Source organism: Neobacillus sp. BF23-41, assembly GCF_041106275.1.
On record NZ_JBGBPR010000012.1, the window covers coordinates 1 to 18,116 of the forward strand.

Consider the following 18,116-nt stretch of genomic DNA (forward strand, 5'->3'; position numbering starts at 1 on the left):
CCCCCGCATCCTTTAATGAAGTTAGCACCGATTTATCCACTTGTTTTAATGTGGCCACATGCAAGGGATAAATTTCAAACATCTACACACCTCCCATACTTTTCAATAAGAGTAATCTTACACATAAAAGACTCTTCTGATTTCATATATATAAACTTCAGTTCAACATTAACCTTAAAAATATAATATATTATTTTCTGATTATTATCAATAGTTTTTTGGTTATGTTTGTTGCGATAAAAATATTTAAGCAATAATTTAAATAAGCACTATTTCTAGTACATTCTAGAATAAGATCTAGATGTCTAACATTATCAGTAAAATATTTTCTGATTTCCAATATTATTTCAGATAAGTCAATCATATTGAGGAACCACTACTCGTAATTGCCAAACACTCCATCACTAGCCCAATCGCATATGGTAAGCCCGTTACGGCCATGTTTTATCAATTTTATTAATCATTTATCGCCAGCATGACCCCTTCATCATTGGTTGATGTTTTAGCCCGTTTGGGATCTACAAATATCCATTGACATAACCCGAAAACGAAAACTAAACCAGAAGTTAATAGAAATGCATGATTATAACCAATTACACTATGTTCCCCCGCATTCTCGATAAATTCCCCAAAAACAACTGGTGCAATAAGACCTGCTACTGACGAAGTTCCAATATAGAATCCCTGTGCAGACCCACGAAGACTAGGATGAGTTGATTCAGAGACAATCGCTGAACCAAGAACAAATGTCATATTTATTAATGACGGAGCTAAAGTCAGTAAAATAATTACTGCAGGTGTTGATGAAACAATCGTCGAAAAATAAAAACAAACAGCTGAAATGACAAATAACGGACCAATGACATACACTCTTGCTTTCCTGCTGTCTCCTGTCCATTGCAACAACCTGTCAGATAAATAGCCTATAATAGGATGTCCCAAAGCTATTGTAATCCAAGGCAGACCCGCTATCCATTTAAGGCCACTTTCTCCAAGATGATGAACAGTTGCTAAAAAAGGAGGATTCCAAACAATCATGACACTCAATGACCAATACGCTGCAAAACCGGCCAATGTAGTGAAAATAAAATTGCGTGAAAAGAGTACCGGAAATAAGGCTGACCACCGAACTTTTTCATGAGAAACCTGAGTTTTCTCTACGGGCAATCCGATATCTTCAGGGCTTTCTTTACCTAACCAAAGCCAAATAGGGATCCACAATGCACTACAAACCCCCAAGAATCCGAATGCTGTACGCCATCCGTAAGACACTATTATTTCAATTAACAATGGTGCAAAGAGGGCCGGTCCTACATAATTTCCACTTATCATAATTGCTGAAGCAAAAGCTCTTCTTTTTGGTGGAAACCATTTTGCTGTTAAATGATATGAAAGTGACGCGGAAGGCCCTTCACCCGCTCCTAGTATTGTTCGAGTCGCCATTAAGGAAGGAAGATTAAATACAAATATCGAAGCGAACTGAATGACAGTCCATAAACTTACCATCCCTGTAATAATTCTTTTTGCACCAAACCGATCGGACAAGGAAGTAACGATGATCGAGGATATTGCGAAGAACCAAAAGAAACAACTTCCAATAAGCCCCCATTGAGATGGACTTAAATGCAATTCATTGATTATAGGAACCGCAGCGAACCCAATAATCGCCTTGTCTGCAAAGTTTAATACTCCAAGAACGAATAGTAATGCAACAATAATCCAGCCATAATTTTTTTTCATAAAGCACCACCTCGTATGATATTAGTAGAACTTCAATTTATCTGTTTTTCCAGTTGATCCGGACAACAGAAAATAGGTAAAGCGAATTTTCAGAATCGATTCTGTGTTTTACGTTCTTTTCAAAATGGTAGAGGATGTAGCCGAACCCGCACCGGAGCCCAAAGGGCGAGGAGCGGAAGTCGGAGGGGCGAAAGCCCAATAAGTGTTGCACCCTCTTGACATAACACCGCTGTGCTTTATTGAGAATTTATTTCGATTTTAAAGAATTAACATTTGGAATTGGCCGATTTATTCTCCTGTCTGAGACGTCCAAAGGTTGAGATCAAATTTTATAAACAATATTTTCATCTAAAAGCCATTCATGCAAAGGTACACATTGTCCAATGTTATTCGTCTTATCGTAATGCGCGGCAGTGACACGTGTCTTAAACTGGATGTCCTTACGCAAGTCCAAACTTATCTGCTACATAATTGAGGTAACTTAAGACTTCCTCCTGTGCAGGGTTCTAGAAGACCAGGTCCATTCCTGGTAAAGCTCCTCAGAGAAAAAATAATTGAAATAGATACTTTCTGAGTCGCAACGAAGTCCGGGATAGCGATTCCAGTACCATGTGCCGCCGACATCACCACCAGCCTCATTTAATTGTGCCGAATAATCGGTCGTGCCGAGCGGATAAAAAGCTTGACTCAGAAACTCACCGCCAGGTATATATTTGGCAATAATCCCCTTAAAGTTTTTAGTTTGATCATGCCCCCACGTATAATCAGCGCAGACAGAATAGAATGTCTTTGCCTTCTTTCCTTCCTCTGTATTTTGCAACCAATACTTCCATATAATCATATCTGTATTATCACTATAGTTTGCTCTAAATAAATATGGGTTCACTGGGTTTGTAAGCGCATTATTTTCTGAAGTCGTTGAAACATAAACACTATTCCATTCCTTCAATTTACCCGCAAGTGCCATTGATTCGCCGCTAGTTATTGTACCGATAAAAAGATTAATTTTATCATTCAAAGCAAGCTTCTCAGTTGTATTTATAATACATTCGGCATAGCTTCCGAGTCTTCAACGACTATTTCTACGTTTCTACCTAGCAATCCACCTGCATTGTTTGATTCGTCGAGTGCGAGTATAACTAATTTTCATAAAGACTTCTTTTTGTGGAACAAAGCACATTATTTTCATTTAAAATCAAAACTAGCACACCTAGTTCATATTTTTAAACATAAGTTCATATATATGAATAAAAAAACATAACTATTCAGTTTTTAATAAACTTTTCTAGACATTAACAGAGGATCGTGAGAAGGAAGTACTTCTACGTTCATTCGTTTCACTTTTTCATATGATTGATACTAATCGAATAGATTTACATATAACCCTACTGTATGACAACACTCATAATTTTCGTATAAATCAAATTGGACTCCGGCAATAAGATATTCCTTCCCACTAGAAGGTCAGTGCACCCCTCTAAACTCATTTCTCGATGTTGATATTTTTGGCTCGCATCACATCATGTCCTGGATCGACTACATATACAGCTTTATTAGAACGAATTACCCATGCTATACACAATTTAAATCAATTTTTCTCCCGCATCCTTTAATGAAGTTTGCACCGGTTTATCTACTTGTTTAAATGTGGCCACATGCAAGGGATAAATTTCAAACATCCACACACCTCCCATACTTTTCAATAAGAGTAATCTTACACATAAAAGGCTCTTCTAATTTCATATATATGAACCTCAGTTCAACATTGAACTTAATAATATAATATATTATTTTTTGATTATTATCAATAGTTTTTTAATTTTTCTGATTATTTTTAATAGTTTTTTGATTATGTTGTTGTGATGAAAATATGCAAATAATAATTTACATAACCACTAATATTCTAGAGAAAAATCCAGATGTTTAACATATAATCAATAAAATATTTTCTGATTCGAATATGATAATGATACTTATTGGATATTCTTTAAATTAATAAAGGACATCGTCATATGATATTTTGAGCACTTTTTTCTCCGTACTAATATGCCTTCTTCTGGAGGGTTCATATAGAAGGTATTAGATAGGGATTAAAAGGTGGCTCAATCTTAACCAAGAATTTCTATAATTTCGAAATAAATATACTAAAGCCCCTAAGATTGGACACTTTCCAAAAATTAGATTTAGAAATAAGAGGAAGGTAGTGTTCGTCCATATGAGAAACATAGTACCCCATAGTAAAAAGAGGTATGATGGGGGCTATGCTTTGTTGGTAGCAGAAAAAATGGACTCTCTCCTAAATTGTAACTCATGGGTCCACGATTACAGGGAAGAAGTAAATAGAAAAGATAAAGATGCAGTCTATTCTCTAAAGAGAATTAGGAAGTAAAGAAGAAATTAGATCAGGCTTTAAATCTGATTGAGAAACTCCAAGTAGAGAATAAGATTCTCAAAGATCTACTAAAAAACGAAATAGAGTTAGACGGTCGTATCAAAGTATCCTAAACATGGTTTGAGTGTAAAGCATCCTGTTCGTCGGGCTCTTCGAAGTTGTGCAGTTGAGCCCTTCCACAAACTATTACCGTTTTCAGCATCCAGAAAAGCAACCATCTTCCCAAGGGAACTCTTAAACTCAATCCTGACAAAAGCGTACCGATCAAAAGTTTAAGAGCTACCTTTAGCTGATAAAAGGGGAATATATCGTCTTTGTAAAGAAATAACATCCTTCTTCCACAACGAGAAAAGAAAGCGAAGCACCCATCGTTTAGCCAATAACCGTGAAATCACAGAACCTAATCAATGATGGCAAGTACGGGTGTGTGCCCGAGAGGAATCGTGACTTCTACCTAGCCAGGGAAAAACTGTGACAAGACTTCCATCATTCCAACATCCAAACAAGCCCTTTTACAGCGTCTACTATTGGATTGTGCCCCCGTTCTACGGACGGACAATGGTCCTCATCAGTTCAGAAACTATGACTTCTTAGAGACTTCTGGGACGAGTTCCATTATAAGCGGATCCCTGTGAAGAATACCATCTTTCTACAGTATTACAGAGCGGAAATGCTACCAACGAGAATTCTTTATGACCTTCGAGGAAGCCTTTGAAGATGTTAATTGATTCTGTATTCTACAATTACTGTAGACTTCATGGTACTATCAAAGGCCATTCTCCAGCGATGTTTTTAAAGAAATGGATCAATAAAGAAATCCAGAACAAAAAGATTGCAGTTTAATGATAGATAAAAATGTTCAACTAATTATCCAAAATTAGCATACTAACACTGCTATTTGTTAAAATGATTGTTTTTTCCATACATCGGTTGTTTCAAAATGATTGGTTATATTTATTTTCAAATCCGAGTTGTGCACTGATTTCGGCAGAAATATTCTTTACTAGTTCGATTAATACATCTTTTTTCGGGGTCACACGTGATACTGGTGCGGATATGCAAATACCTGCTACCACTTCACCAAGGTGATTTTTTACAGGAGCAGCAATCCCCATAACTCCCTCTACACTCTCCTCATAATCGATCGCCAACTCTTCCTGTCGAATACGTTCTAATTCTCTTAAGAATGTATCGTAATCCGTAACTGTATTTTTTGTCATGGCCGGCAACCCAGTTTGTTGAATGATTTCTTTTTGTTCACTGGGATTCCTATAGGCTAGAATTATTCTCCCAATAGCATTACTGTGAATAGATAGATACGTTCCAACAGACAAATTCAATCGGAGTGATTGCCCCCCCTCTACCTTATCAATAATAAGCATCCGACCGCCTTCCAAAACTCCAAGATAGATGTCCTCGCCCGTTAATTTAGATAATTTCTCCATACTCGTTCTTGCTAGTGTTTGAATGGTATGATCCGACATAATCACTGCACCTAATTTTATTAACGCTGGGCCTATTTTATATTTTTTTTCGTTTTCTAAATAAGTAACATAACGTTTTTTAAGCATTTGCTGTAAGAGTGTGTAAACGCTGCTTTTCGGTGCTTTGTCTAATTCATCCATAATCTTCATCATGGTTAAACCATTCGGATGTTTAGATAACACCTCTAATATTTCGAAAATCCGATGCATCGATCGGAATGTAGAATTTTCATTTCGTTCCATTAGTATACCTCCTTAAATTTGTTGTCCCTTTTGTAACTTCTCCAAGTCGGGGTGAAGTCCTTTTTTAAGCTCCAAAACTCCTTGTGGCTCTAAGATCTATAAATCTGCAAAATGCTCAATTAAAAGTTTTATTATTTATGTTGATTTTTAAACTAAAAACTTATTTAAAATTTAGGTAATAATTCAATCGCATCGGCCAAATCCTGATAAGAATCCTTTAAATACCGAGAAGTCGTCGCAATGTTACTGTGCCCTGCCAGTCTTCGGACCTTCTCGATATCATTCCCCGTCGCTTTCAGCATCCACTTGCAGAACGTATGCCGAAATTGATGAGGGGTTAGTTTCCGTTTGAGGGTACTATAAGATTCGATCATCGTTTGAATCCCCCGGATCGAAAACTGTGGGGACCGCTGGCTATAGAATACATAAGGAGAATCCGCAACATATTCTTTTTTATTGGCCATTTCAGAGCGGAACTTCAACCAATCGTGTAATTCTTGGAGGAGAATATTTGAAATGGGAATGGTACGTACCTTGTTCCCCTTCCCCACTACACGAATGCGTTTCATCTCGAGATCAAGGTCTGTCAATTTCAAATTGGACAATTCCTCCACTCGGAGCCCAGCATAAGTCAAAAGATATACCACCGCCCGATCCCGGCGATACTTCTCCTCTGGATCGACCCCTCGGCTATTCACAGGTGTCTTTCGCATACGAATCAGCAGATCCTCAAATTCCTCTTCGGTTAGCCACATAATGTTTTCATGATCTTCATCAGCAGATTTCAGATCCTCGATTCCGTCCATCGGATTATGATGAAATTCTTTGTTCCGTCGGCCCCAACTGTAAAAACTGCGTAAGGCGTTGAGGCGTCGGTTGATTGTAGAGACAGCAAGCGGTTTACCCTCTGATGGTCTCATCATCTGAGCCACCCACTTCCGGATATCCGTTTCCGTCACATAATCCTCCGGATGAATTCCGGTAGCATCAAAAAATTGATGAAGGTCGTTCATGTAGGAAATAACAGTATGGCGTGACTTCCCTTTCTTGTTAAGATAGGTTAAATAGTCGATCAAGATCATGAAACGCACCCCCTCACTTATATGCTGAGTATATGTAGCTAAAAATGATATAAAAACGGGTAGGGTATTTGTATTATATGACGAGTATAACATAAGTTTTCTAGTTTGTAATATGTATGATGTATATTATATGCTTAGTTTAACGAGTAAGGTCTGAAGTGATTTATATAGAAGAGCAACCAGGAGTTTTAACCCTAATATATTGTCCAGATTCCGAAAAATTTCTGTCGAGGTAAAAACAACAACTGGCATCCTACTAAAGAAGCTCTTCGATACCGTATAAAAGAAAAAAAGCCTTTCATTGTAGTTTTATAAAAAGTCAAGGTTATGATGAAATGACTTGATAACAAAGAAGTCCTAACAATGTCACACATTATATAAGGTAAAATAGAAGGATAGATAAAAGCAGAACTTTATAAGTTTTATCTATCCTTTTTTGTACTACATATGACCTCATTTACTACAACAACATTAAGATTTGACTACGATAAAATAAGAATTTCGTTATTCAACATAAGCGCCCGATTGTTTAGTAACGCTTAGTAAGATAAATGGATATTGTGAAAAAAAATGATCAATAATCATCCTTTAAAATTATTTATTTCCGTCACTATAAAAGGTAAGGCTTTTTTTATATATTGTTCTGCTGAAAGAGAACTATTATTTTCCCAATCCACAGATGCTCCGTAAATTCCCCAACTCAACACAGTAGTACCAATTTTTAAGGCTTCCGAATCCAAGTTAAGTTGTTGTTTTAAAAATAGGGTATAAAATAATTCTCCCAGTTCTTTTTTTATTTTTTGTTCAATTATTGAATAAAAGGATTCCATACTTCTTCTACATTGTGAGCTATATTCTGTACGTTTTTTTGTATGAAACTTAGTTAATGTAAAAAAGATTTTTACAATAGTCTCTTCATTTAACCTATCGTAATGATTCAAGTGTTTCACAATGCTTTCTAATATATCTTCTGTAATGGAGGCATCCATTAAGTCGTATTTATCTTGAAAATGAGAATAAAAAGTGGCACGATTTACGGTTGCTTCCTCCGTAATGTCCTTTATTGTAATGTCTTTGAACTCCTTTTTTTGAGCTATTTTTATAAAGGCATCCATTAACAATTTTCTTGTCCGTATAATACGAGGATCTACTTTCATCTCTTCCATATTTATCCCTCTCTTTTCTAAGAATAGACAACAATTTAATTTGTTTGTTGTTTAGGCGATAAAACACCAAAACTGATGATTGAGAATAAATGATTTCTATTTTAGAATCGAGTATACAACATCCATTGTTTAAACAAAAGATGTTGGATTCTACATTTTTAATATTTGACAACTGGATGAGTAGGTCAATCTCTTCAAAAATAAGGGAAATATAATCCTACGATTTTTTTCTTATCGATGGGAGTGCTAATAAAGGCTAGCTTATCTAAAACAACTAAGAAGGAAGTGTTTGAATATGACACAAAGAGTGATAAAAAGACAAGAAATTCTTGATGCGTTTAATTTTAGACGTGCTATAAAAACCTTTGATCCAACAAAAAAAATCTCAGAGGAAGACTTTAATGTAATCTTAGAAGCAGCCCGACTTTCACCAAGCTCATGTGGCATTGAACCTTGGAAATTCCTCGTTGTACAAAATCAGGAATTCAGAGAAAAGCTAAAAGAAATTTCTCCAGGCGCACAAGGTCATCTGCCAACTGCGAGCCATTTCGTTATCATTCTTTCAAGAACAAGCGAGGATACAAGGTACGACTCAGAATATGTAAAAAATCAAGTGCTTAATGTTATGGGTGTTCCAGATGAAATATCTGATCAAATGATAGAGGGTATAAGAAATTTCCAAGTAAACCAACAAAATGTGTTTGAAAGTGAGCAAAAAGCGTTGGATTGGGCTAAAAGACAAACCTTTCTTCCCTTTGCCAATATGATGACTGTAGGAGCGTTACTAGGAATTGACTCTTGTCCAATAGAAGGATTTTATATCGATAAGGTAGAAAAACTCCTTGCGGAAGAAAACTTACTAGAGGATGGTCACTTAGCTGTTTCGGCTATGGTCGCATTTGGATACCGAGCAAATGAGCCTGAATTCCCTAGAGGAAGAAAAGACATGAAGGATATTGTGCAGTGGATTAATTAATGATTTCAGACAGGTTGGAAAGAGAGTTCTTTTTTAAAAAACAGATTCCCTTTGATTCTTGTCTGTTTTTGTAAAAACTTTATTGTCCTTGGACATTTATTGAGAACTGTAGAAACCATTCTACAGTTCTTTTCGTTCTTTAATTAAATTGCCCGTTTGTTGAAAAAAGAAAATAGGCTACACGCTTTATGTAAATCAGAATTTTTAATAATAGATGTATCTAAATTTATAAAACTTGTGATAATGATAAAGTATTCCCTATTGATAGAAGCCTTTGCTCTCGTTGAGCAAAGGCTTCTTTTTTGACGAGTTTCTTCTATGATAATATGATATTTCAAAGGTCCCTCATACACCCTGACTACTTATAAAAAGTCGTCTTCTTACGCCAATCTCCTGCATGGCTTTCACAGCTGTCATATCTCCTGATTTCCATTGATCATACACTTGTTTAAATTCTTCCGTAATGGTGGCTTAAAGGCCGACCGAAAGTTGTGCTGTTTTGTAGAGCCAAATCAATTTCCTCACGCTGCCGTGTTCGAATTCGATCCCTTTCTCTTCCTCCGCCATCCTCAAGTTGTACCGTAAGTACCACCTTACTGTGAAAAGAGTAATTTCTAGTCCATCTTTCTTCTTTTTCATCGAGCGTCGTGCAAAGTTTGCTAGTTTTTCAGGATCCTGGAACACCTTTATTTAACATAACCTGGATTGCTTTGTCATCCAATTCCTGGGTAGTTTCAATACATGTTTTAAAAATAGCTCGTATATCTTGCTAGATAAAGAACGACTTATGGCATATGTACTCAAGTCTACTTTTGCCATGCTTTTGATGAAATTTATCATAAATAGATCCGTAAATAAACGTGGTGTATTACGATGTAAATCTTCATCTGTAAAACCTTGAAGAATTGGGAAATTTTCTTTTTCAAAAATTCTCTTTATCTCCTCTGTATAGTTAAGTGATAAATCGTATGCGTATTCGACCACCTGCTTAATTTCCTTATCCTCTACTGTATGAATTATAGGGAAAAACGTAAAGTTAACCAATAATTTAACCTTTAAATATTCGTTGACTCATCTTCTTTTTAAAGGTCAAGTACAGTTTATTAAGCATATCCTCCTTATTTTCAAAATAAACGTAAATGGTCGATGACGAAACATTTGATTTCTCGGCAATCTTTGACATTGATGTTTCAGCTAAACCAATCTCATTTATAAGATCTATTGCTGCTTGAAATATACTTTCATTTTTATTTCATCTTTATGTCTCATGAAAAAAATAATTAACGACCATTCGATTATTGGCAAAGCGAGTATATAATTTAGAAACTTACAAAAGATAACATTAAGGTAAATTAATTTAATCATAGTGCTTTTTAGAATGAAATATAGGCACTAAGAAAATAATAAACGACTGTTCGATTAAAATTAAATTATGAATGATATTCTATTTCCCTCAAAAACTAAATTATTATTGCTTTTCTTGGAGTGGTTTTATTTGTTTAGAAAACAAAATCATAAGAATAAACTAATAAAAAATATAGATGGATTTTTGATACAAGCATCAAAATCTAGTGATTTCAAAACACTTCATTTAGATAAACCTAATATTGAATTATTCTTTTTCAGCACATTAATCGATGAAGAAACACTTAATCATTTTCTATTACTACCACTACAAGAGCATTCACCTTTTGAGAACCTAAATGATGTAATTAAATATATACCAATTAGTGAAATTCACCTATGTTCAGAAAACCCTGAACAAGCGGGAGAAAAGATTCGCAAAGGTCACATTTTAATTCGGTTAAAAAGTGATAAAACAAATTTTGCTCTTGTAAATGTAAAGAACAGCAAACGTGGGCTTAGAGAAGACAACGATACAGAGAATGAATTTAGTGTTGTGGGACCAAAACTTGGCTTCATTGAAGATATCGAAACGAATATGAAATTATTAAGACACCAATTTTCAGGCTCAAAATTAATATTTGAAGAATTGACAATTGGTTCCATGACTAGCACACGGGTTGTTATTGGATATATAGAAGATATAACAAACTCAGAACATGTAAATACTGTTAGGCAAAGACTACGTGACCTAGATCTTGATTTTGTCGAAAGTGCCCTGATAGAGCAAACGATCACAGATTATACGAATACCCCTTTTCCTTTATTCTTATCCACAGAAAGAGTCGATAGGGTGGCGTATACCTTACTTTTAGGCCAAGTGATTATTATCTGTGATGGCTCTCCCTATGTCATTACAGGTCCCTCCACTATTTTTGATTTCTTTATCTCTCCAGAGGATTACTACTTACCTTGGATTGTGGGGTCTTTTTTTCGAATCATTCGTTTATTTGGAGTGTTTTTTTCGATCTTTGCTACACCTTTATATGTCGCCGTTCTCACACATCATTACGTTATTATTCCAAAGGATCTTCTCGGTCCAATCATTGAGTCTCGAGCAAATGTACCATTTCCTCCCTTTTTAGAGGTGATATTTCTAGAAATAACAATTGAATTACTGCGTGAGGCTGGGGCCAGATTACCTACTAAGGTAGGTCAAACGTTAGGGATAGTTGGTGGGATCGTTATAGGACAAGCTTCAGTAGAAGCAGCATTGTCAAGCAATGTCCTTCTGATTATTGTTGCACTTTCAGCTTTAGCCTCTTTTACCACGCCCATTTTTAAAATGGCAAATACTATTAGGCTACTAAGATTTCCATTGGTATTATTAGCAGCCGGGTGGGGCGGATTCGGAATAATTGCTGGTTTTACATTGATGCTGGGTCATTTAATGCGATTAAAATCATTTGGCACACCATACTTAGCCCCAATATACCCTTTTAGAATTACTGACTTCAGGGATGGCCTTATTAGATCTCCATTTCGATATACAACTACAAGACCTAGTTTCTTACGCCCCAAAAAGAAACGTAGGTATCAGGTTAACGAGGGTAAGGATGAATTTGACGATGAATAAAACTAATTTTTGTGTGTGCTTTCTGATTATACTTTTGTTATTCCCATCAACAGGATGTACACGCGACAAGGTTATAGATGAAATTATAGTTATCGATAATATGGGATTTGATTTAGAAGACGGAAAAATTCTTGGAAGCGCAACTTATCCAAGTTTTGATATACCAGGCCATAAGGGACCAGATGTTGTTCATGGTATTGCTAGTACTAATACCGGTATATTAACTTCTTTTAACAACCAAGCCGCTTCTCCTATAGAGGTTGGTCAAACAAGGATAATTGTAATAAATGAACGACTAGCTCAAAAAGGAATCGGAGATTTAATTACTACCCTTAAGAGAGACCCTATCATTGGAAGTAATACTTATATGGTCATATCAAAAGATAAGGCTAATCAGATTTTGTCTGTATCAGTTAATAAATCCCCATTTTATCTATCTAATCTAATAAAGCAGAATGAGGAAAACAACAATACACCTCCAACAAACCTCCATTCAGTTTTTTATCAGTATTACGGAACCGGACAAGATGTCTATATACCTTTTATTCAGATAAACAAGGATAAGATAGTTGAATTGGATGGATTAGCTATTTTTAAACAGGATAAAATGAAAATGAAAGTTAGCCAAAAGGACTCGATATTCTTCAAATTATTAAAAAGTAAAAAGAAAAATGGGAATTTTGAGTTCCCCTATTCAGCTAGCGGTGAAAAAAGGATGTTAGATATTCGAACGGTGAATGGTAAATCAAAATTCACAATAAGTGATCAAACATCCAAACAACCAAAAGTTAATGTTACATTAAGACTGAGTTGCTTAATTAAAGATGCACCTGAAGATATTAACCTGAGTGACCCCAAAAGAATGAAATCTATTCAGAACCAAATAGAAAAAAGGGTTTCCAAAAAAACGAAAGATTTAATTATAAGCTTACAGTCCAAAAATACAGACCCCTTTGGTTTTGGAGACTTATTTAGAGGAAGAGATCGAAATTGGAACGAGAAAGAATTTTATAGGATTTATCCCGACATTAAATTCAAAGTTAACGTACATGTTAATTTACTACAATCGGGGGTAGGAAAGTGAATGTCACGAAGATAGATGAAAAATATTTAGTATCAACCTTTTATGTTTTTTTCCTTATCCATGCTTCTCAAACTGGTATTGGTATGTTGAACTTTCAAAGGGTTGTCGCCCAATATACGGAACAAGACGCATGGATATCTGTTATTATTATGGGTTTAAGCACACATCTTATTGTGTGGATGATTTATAAGATGTTGTTACCCTCCTATGATATTTTAGCTATTCATGACCTATGTTTGGGTAGAATTCTTGGTAAAGTAATTTCAACTGGTCTCCTATTGTATTTTCTTCTATTGTCTGTTGTGGTATTTAGAACCTATATAGAAATTATCCAAGTTTGGATATTTCCATGGATAAGTACTTGGGAGCTGGGCTTATTTATTGGGTTTATTATTTATTACTTTGTGTCTGGAGGATTTCGTATATTAACCGGGTTAGCGTTTTTTGGTGTAGTACTGCCAAGTTTTTTATTTTTCACTCTTTATTTTCCACTCAGGTATGCACACCTAGATAACCTAATACCAATACTTAATCATTCTTTTATAGATATATTAAAGTCTTCAAAATCAGCAAGCCTAGTATTTGTTGGTTTTGAAACTTTGGTGGTCTATCTTCCTTATATTAAGAATCCCGAAAAATCAAAAAAGTGGGCTCATATCGCTCTTTTATATACAACGTTTTTATATGTAGTAATCACACTCGTTACATTAGTGTACTATAGCCAGGGACAGTTACAGGAGACACTTTGGCCAACAATTTCGATGACAAAAATCATTGAATTACCCTTGATAGAAAGGTTTGAGTATATCTTCATTTTCACTTGGTTTTTAGTGATCCTCCCTACTGTTTGCACTCCGATTTGGTCATGTACACGATTATTAAAGAAAATGTATAAAATGAGACCTAAACTATCTTTACCCTGTCTTATGATATTCATATACATTGTCTCGATCTGTATTGAGAATCGTGCAATGGTAGATACCTTAGGGAAACTAACAAACGAAATAAGTTTTTACTTTGTTTTCCTATACATACCGGCCCTTTTTTTCTTGTTTTCCATAAGAAGAAGACTTACTAACAGATAATTACTACAATACGCTATAAACTTTAAGAAATATCAAAATAAAATTCCTCGATGCATAATTTTCAAGGTGTACTCAAATCATTGAAGTATTTAAATATACTTGATCTCCTAGCATCGGGGTGTTTGATCTGGATAAAAAAAAGATCAAAGGTTGCTGGTTTACACTCTCCCGTTTGATTTGCATTTTTCTCCGCAAACCTCCCGAAGGGAATAATTTTGGTTTTTTATCCTCAGCTATTTCTAAGTTAAACTTCTTTAATCTCATCTTTAAGGAGTGAAAGAAATCTTGAGCATCGCTCTTATATTGAAAACAGCATACAAAATCATCTGCATACCTTACCATGTATGCTTGTCCCTTACACTGTTTCCTAACCCTTTTCTCAAACCATAGGTCGAGGGACATAGTGGAGGTAAACATTAGCTAGTACAGGAGATATAACTCCACCTTGCGGTGTTCCATTATCTGTCTTGTATTTCTTACCTTCCTCCATGTGCCCACCTTTAAGAAACCTACCAATTATTCTTAGTAAGTTAGGGTCAGCAATTCGAAGTTTTAGGAAATCAATAATCCATCTGTGGTCAACGTTGTCGAAGAACCCTTTAATATCTACATCTACTACATTATTTACTGATTTCTTTTCAATATAATAATTCAATTAACGCTCATATATGTTGTATCCGTTTTTGCTGGAATCGGACAAGTAATTGTCCCATAAATCGCGTTTACAGTAAAACAGGCCATAGGGTTTTTATCAATGTAAGTCACTTTTCTTCCTTCCTCTGCCCCATGAAAATAGATTGCGTCGTTCAGCCAAACAAAATTGAGTGGAATGACATATGGGACGTCTTCTGAAGATAAGCCTAGAAATCCAGTATCGACATGCTCTAGAAAGTGTTGGATTTCATTTATTCTCAATCATCAGTTTTGGTGTTTTATCGCCTAAACAACAAACAAATTAAATTGTTGACTATTCATAGAAAAGAGACGGATAAATATGGAAGAGATGAAAGTAGATCCACGTATTATTCAAATAAAAGCAGCGAGCACTTCTTATAATACTGTTGCTCAAGGTGCTGGTTGTATGATTTTAGAACATTATTACAATAAATCATACTAGTCATAATAGCTAAAAAAATTCAATCCACTCACAGATCAGACTAAAATTGAAACAATATGCCTTAAGAATTCACTGCACGCATCTATTAAACGCCCCTTAAACAGGGGCGTTTCAGCCTGTCTACAAATTCGAAAATAATCGGAGTTTACGACAGTTTTTTTTTAATACCCCTATATGTTTTTAAGAAATTCTCTTCCAAAAGTTATTCACCTCAAAAATGTAATGTTTTGGTCTCTGTAATAAGGTAATCCTCCCTTGATAAGTGTAAAGGCACTAAAAAAGTCTCTTTCTTTCCTATTTTCTGGACAGAAAAAGACTTTTATGTAGGTTCTTTAACTTGATGGATGTGTGGTACTCCTAATAAAAATTTGGAAGTTCCTTCTATGAAACAACAATAATTTAATATTTTTACTCTCGATTAAAAAGAACTGCTCCTGCAATGCCGGGGTGTGTCATTTCATAAGGATCTAATATTAGGTCTAACTCTTCTTCTGTTAATACATCATTTTGCAGGCAAAGCTCACGTACTGATTTTCCATTTAAAATGGCTTCTCGTGCTATACGTGCTGCCACCTCGTATCCAATATGCGGATTTACTGCTGTAATAATCCCTGCGCTTTTTTCTACATATTCTTTTAAACGGTCTTCATTTGCTTCAATGCCTACAAGACAGTAGTCGGTGAATGCGCGGAAGGCATTATTCATGATGCTGATGGATTGAAGTAAGTTGAACACAAGCACAGGTTCCATCACGTTCAATTCAAGCTGGCCCGCTTCAGATGCCAGGCAGATCGTATGGTCATTGCCGATAACTTGGAACGCTACTTGGTTAATCATTTCAGGCATAACCGGATTGACTTTTCCCGGCATAATGGATGAGCCGGGCTGACGGGACGGCAAGCTAATTTCCGCAAGTCCCGTACGAGGGCCTGAGGCCATTAATCGTAAATCATTGGCGATTTTCGACATGTTCATCATGCATACTTTCAAGGCAGCAGATACTTCTGTATACGCATCCGTATTTTGTGTTGCATCAACAAGATGCTCAGCGCCTATAAGTGGAAGGCCGCTAATGTCTGCCAAATGTTTGACCACGTTTTCAATATAGCGAGGGTCTGCATTTAAGCCTGTGCCAACGGCTGTCGCACCCATATTGACTTCATATAAATGCTGGCGTGATTGTTGAATACGTTTAATATCACGCTCCAACACACGGCTATATGCTTCAAACTCTTGCCCAAGACGGATCGGTACAGCGTCTTGAAGATGTGTACGCCCCATTTTAATGACATGATCAAATTGCTGTGCTTTTTTCTTAAACACTTCCAGCATATATTGCATCGTGTCTAACAATTTTCCAACCAAATGGAGGGTTGCGATATGAATGGCGGTTGGAAACACATCATTCGTTGATTGTGACATATTGACATGACTATTTGGACTTAACTCAAAATAGGAGCCTTTTTCTTTGCCGAGCAGCTCAAGGGCGCGGTTCGCAATGACTTCGTTGGCATTCATATTCATGGATGTACCAGCACCGCCCTGAATCGGGTCCACCATAAATTGGTCATGCCATTTTCCTTCGATGATTTCATCTGTTGCTTGAACAATCACTTGTCCAAGTCCCTCATATAAACATTTCACATCCATATTTGCAAGCGCGGCTGCTTTTTTAACGATGGCCAACGCTTTAATCAATTCTTCATGAATGCGATAGCCCGTAATCGGGAAATTTTCCATAGCCCTTACTGTTTGAACACCGTAATACGCATTAATAGGCAGTTCTCTTTCACCTAAAAAGTCTTTTTCAATTCGTACATTTGATTGAATGGTATTAATCATTGACAAAACAAGCACCTTCCTCTTTGTTAAGAAATTCTATGATGCTTGAATTAAACTTTTCAGGATTTTCTTGATAACACAAATGACCGCCTTCTGGAATAATAACGAGCTGGGAGTTTATCAATTCTTCATGAATCGCTTTCGATTCCTTTACAGGAGTAACAGAATCCAACTCACCACAAATAACTAGAACAGGAACATCTATCTGAGATAACACCTTCATTTGATTTTGATGATAAAGTGAATATGCTACCGAACGATATCCTGCCAGTCTAACCTGTGTCATAATCTCTTTTACCCGCTGATATACTTCTTTTGAAGCATAGGGAGATAGCAAGGCATTGATCCTTTTTTCCGCTATCTCCTCAGGAGACAGATTTTCAATAGAAAATAATCGATTTTTTAATTTCAGCTCGTTCTCTTCTGGATCCAGAGCAGCAGCTCCTCTTGTTGGATCAGCTATTATAAGCTTTTGAACCTTATGAGCGTAAAGTCTACAAAACTCTATTGCAATTGCTGCTCCCATTGAATGCCCGAGAAGATAGATCTTTTCCAACTTCAGCTGATCCAGCATGCCTTTTAGAATATGTGCAAACTCTTTAAAATATCTAAATTCTTCAGTTGGATCTGAACTTTTCCCATAACCCGGGGCATCCCAGGCAATAACTGTGTAATGCTTTTTTAAGTCCTGTATTTGTTCCTTCCACGACTGTGAATTATTGCTCATACCATGCAGCAATACTAATGGTTCTCCATTTCCTTCTATTTCATAATGGATACTCAAGTCTTCTACTTTTACGTAAGGCATACTACCAGTCCTCCGACTTCCCATGAAAAAGTTGATATTTCACCGATTTTACTTCTCATAAGTAGGGTCCATTTGTTCAGACAATGCCACATGAACGGCCCTATTTTTGCTGATGCA

15 protein-coding genes are annotated in these 18,116 nt (G+C 36.0%); 4 read left to right on the forward strand and 11 right to left on the reverse strand.

From position 1 onward, the window contains the following. Window positions 1–456: 456 nt before the first annotated feature. The 5 genes from AB7942_RS18010 to AB7942_RS18030 form a co-directional block, all read right to left on the reverse strand. Complete coding sequence (locus AB7942_RS18010; RefSeq protein ID WP_369447941.1) at window positions 457–1,740, reverse strand: MFS transporter; 1,284 nt, start codon at window positions 1,738–1,740, stop codon at window positions 457–459. A gap of 481 nt (window positions 1,741–2,221) precedes the next feature. Beyond that, a complete protein-coding gene (locus AB7942_RS18015) occupies window positions 2,222–2,785 on the reverse strand; it encodes an ABC transporter substrate-binding protein (protein WP_369448058.1) in 564 nt (187 codons plus the stop codon). A gap of 2,282 nt (window positions 2,786–5,067) precedes the next feature. After that, the gene (locus tag AB7942_RS18020) at window positions 5,068–5,859 is read right to left on the reverse strand and encodes an IclR family transcriptional regulator (RefSeq protein WP_369447942.1); all 792 of its coding nucleotides are present in this window, start codon (window positions 5,857–5,859) and stop codon (window positions 5,068–5,070) included. Window positions 5,860–6,023: 164 nt separating this feature from the next. Next, on the reverse strand, window positions 6,024–6,941 hold the full coding sequence (locus tag AB7942_RS18025) for a tyrosine-type recombinase/integrase (protein ID WP_483310885.1): 918 nt from the start codon (window positions 6,939–6,941) through the stop codon (window positions 6,024–6,026). A gap of 581 nt (window positions 6,942–7,522) precedes the next feature. Beyond that, complete coding sequence (locus tag AB7942_RS18030; RefSeq protein ID WP_369447943.1) at window positions 7,523–8,107, reverse strand: TetR/AcrR family transcriptional regulator; 585 nt, start codon at window positions 8,105–8,107, stop codon at window positions 7,523–7,525. A 295-nt stretch (window positions 8,108–8,402) separates the two neighbouring features. On the opposite strand from AB7942_RS18030, the gene AB7942_RS18035 reads away from it, so the two are divergent. Further along, window positions 8,403–9,083, forward strand: coding sequence for an NAD(P)H-dependent oxidoreductase (locus AB7942_RS18035; RefSeq protein WP_369447944.1), 681 nt, complete (start codon window positions 8,403–8,405; stop codon window positions 9,081–9,083). A gap of 690 nt (window positions 9,084–9,773) precedes the next feature. Here the strand turns inward: AB7942_RS18035 and AB7942_RS18040 are convergent. Both AB7942_RS18040 and AB7942_RS18045 read right to left on the reverse strand, forming a co-directional pair. Further along, on the reverse strand, window positions 9,774–10,127 hold the full coding sequence (locus AB7942_RS18040; RefSeq protein WP_369447945.1) for a DUF3231 family protein: 354 nt from the start codon (window positions 10,125–10,127) through the stop codon (window positions 9,774–9,776). Window positions 10,128–10,131: 4 nt separating this feature from the next. Then, window positions 10,132–10,266 (reverse strand): TetR/AcrR family transcriptional regulator, encoded by a 135-nt coding sequence (locus AB7942_RS18045; RefSeq protein WP_369447946.1) that lies wholly within the window; start codon window positions 10,264–10,266, stop codon window positions 10,132–10,134. A gap of 249 nt (window positions 10,267–10,515) precedes the next feature. Between AB7942_RS18045 and AB7942_RS18050 the strand changes: the two genes are divergently transcribed. Genes AB7942_RS18050 through AB7942_RS18060 form a run of 3 tightly spaced genes read left to right on the forward strand, consistent with a single transcriptional unit; the run spans window position 10,516 to window position 14,232 of the window. Continuing rightward, window positions 10,516–12,063: a spore germination protein gene (locus tag AB7942_RS18050; RefSeq protein WP_483310886.1), complete on the forward strand. Its 1,548-nt coding sequence runs from the start codon at window positions 10,516–10,518 to the stop codon at window positions 12,061–12,063. Then, window positions 12,056–13,147 (forward strand): Ger(x)C family spore germination protein, encoded by a 1,092-nt coding sequence (locus tag AB7942_RS18055; RefSeq protein ID WP_369447948.1) that lies wholly within the window; start codon window positions 12,056–12,058, stop codon window positions 13,145–13,147. The genes AB7942_RS18050 and AB7942_RS18055 overlap by 8 nt, the downstream gene beginning before the upstream one ends. Next, on the forward strand, window positions 13,144–14,232 hold the full coding sequence (locus AB7942_RS18060) for a GerAB/ArcD/ProY family transporter (RefSeq protein WP_369447949.1): 1,089 nt from the start codon (window positions 13,144–13,146) through the stop codon (window positions 14,230–14,232). Before AB7942_RS18055 ends, AB7942_RS18060 begins: the two co-directional genes overlap by 4 nt. 379 nt (window positions 14,233–14,611) lie before the next feature. On the opposite strand, the gene AB7942_RS18065 is transcribed toward AB7942_RS18060, so the two are convergent. From AB7942_RS18065 to AB7942_RS18080, 4 genes are all read right to left on the reverse strand, one after another. Next, the gene (locus AB7942_RS18065; RefSeq protein ID WP_369447950.1) at window positions 14,612–14,887 is read right to left on the reverse strand and encodes a reverse transcriptase domain-containing protein; all 276 of its coding nucleotides are present in this window, start codon (window positions 14,885–14,887) and stop codon (window positions 14,612–14,614) included. Further along, the gene (locus AB7942_RS18070) at window positions 14,884–15,147 is read right to left on the reverse strand and encodes a pyridoxamine 5'-phosphate oxidase family protein (RefSeq protein WP_369447951.1); all 264 of its coding nucleotides are present in this window, start codon (window positions 15,145–15,147) and stop codon (window positions 14,884–14,886) included. The genes AB7942_RS18065 and AB7942_RS18070 overlap by 4 nt, the downstream gene beginning before the upstream one ends. Window positions 15,148–15,757: 610 nt before the next feature. Then, window positions 15,758–17,191 carry an aspartate ammonia-lyase gene (aspA, locus tag AB7942_RS18075; protein ID WP_369448060.1) on the reverse strand — a complete coding sequence of 478 codons (1,434 nt, stop codon included), beginning with the start codon at window positions 17,189–17,191 and terminating at the stop codon, window positions 15,758–15,760. Continuing rightward, a complete protein-coding gene (locus AB7942_RS18080) occupies window positions 17,184–17,999 on the reverse strand; it encodes an alpha/beta fold hydrolase (RefSeq protein WP_369447952.1) in 816 nt (271 codons plus the stop codon). Before AB7942_RS18080 ends, aspA begins: the two co-directional genes overlap by 8 nt. Window positions 18,000–18,116: the final 117 nt, after the last annotated feature.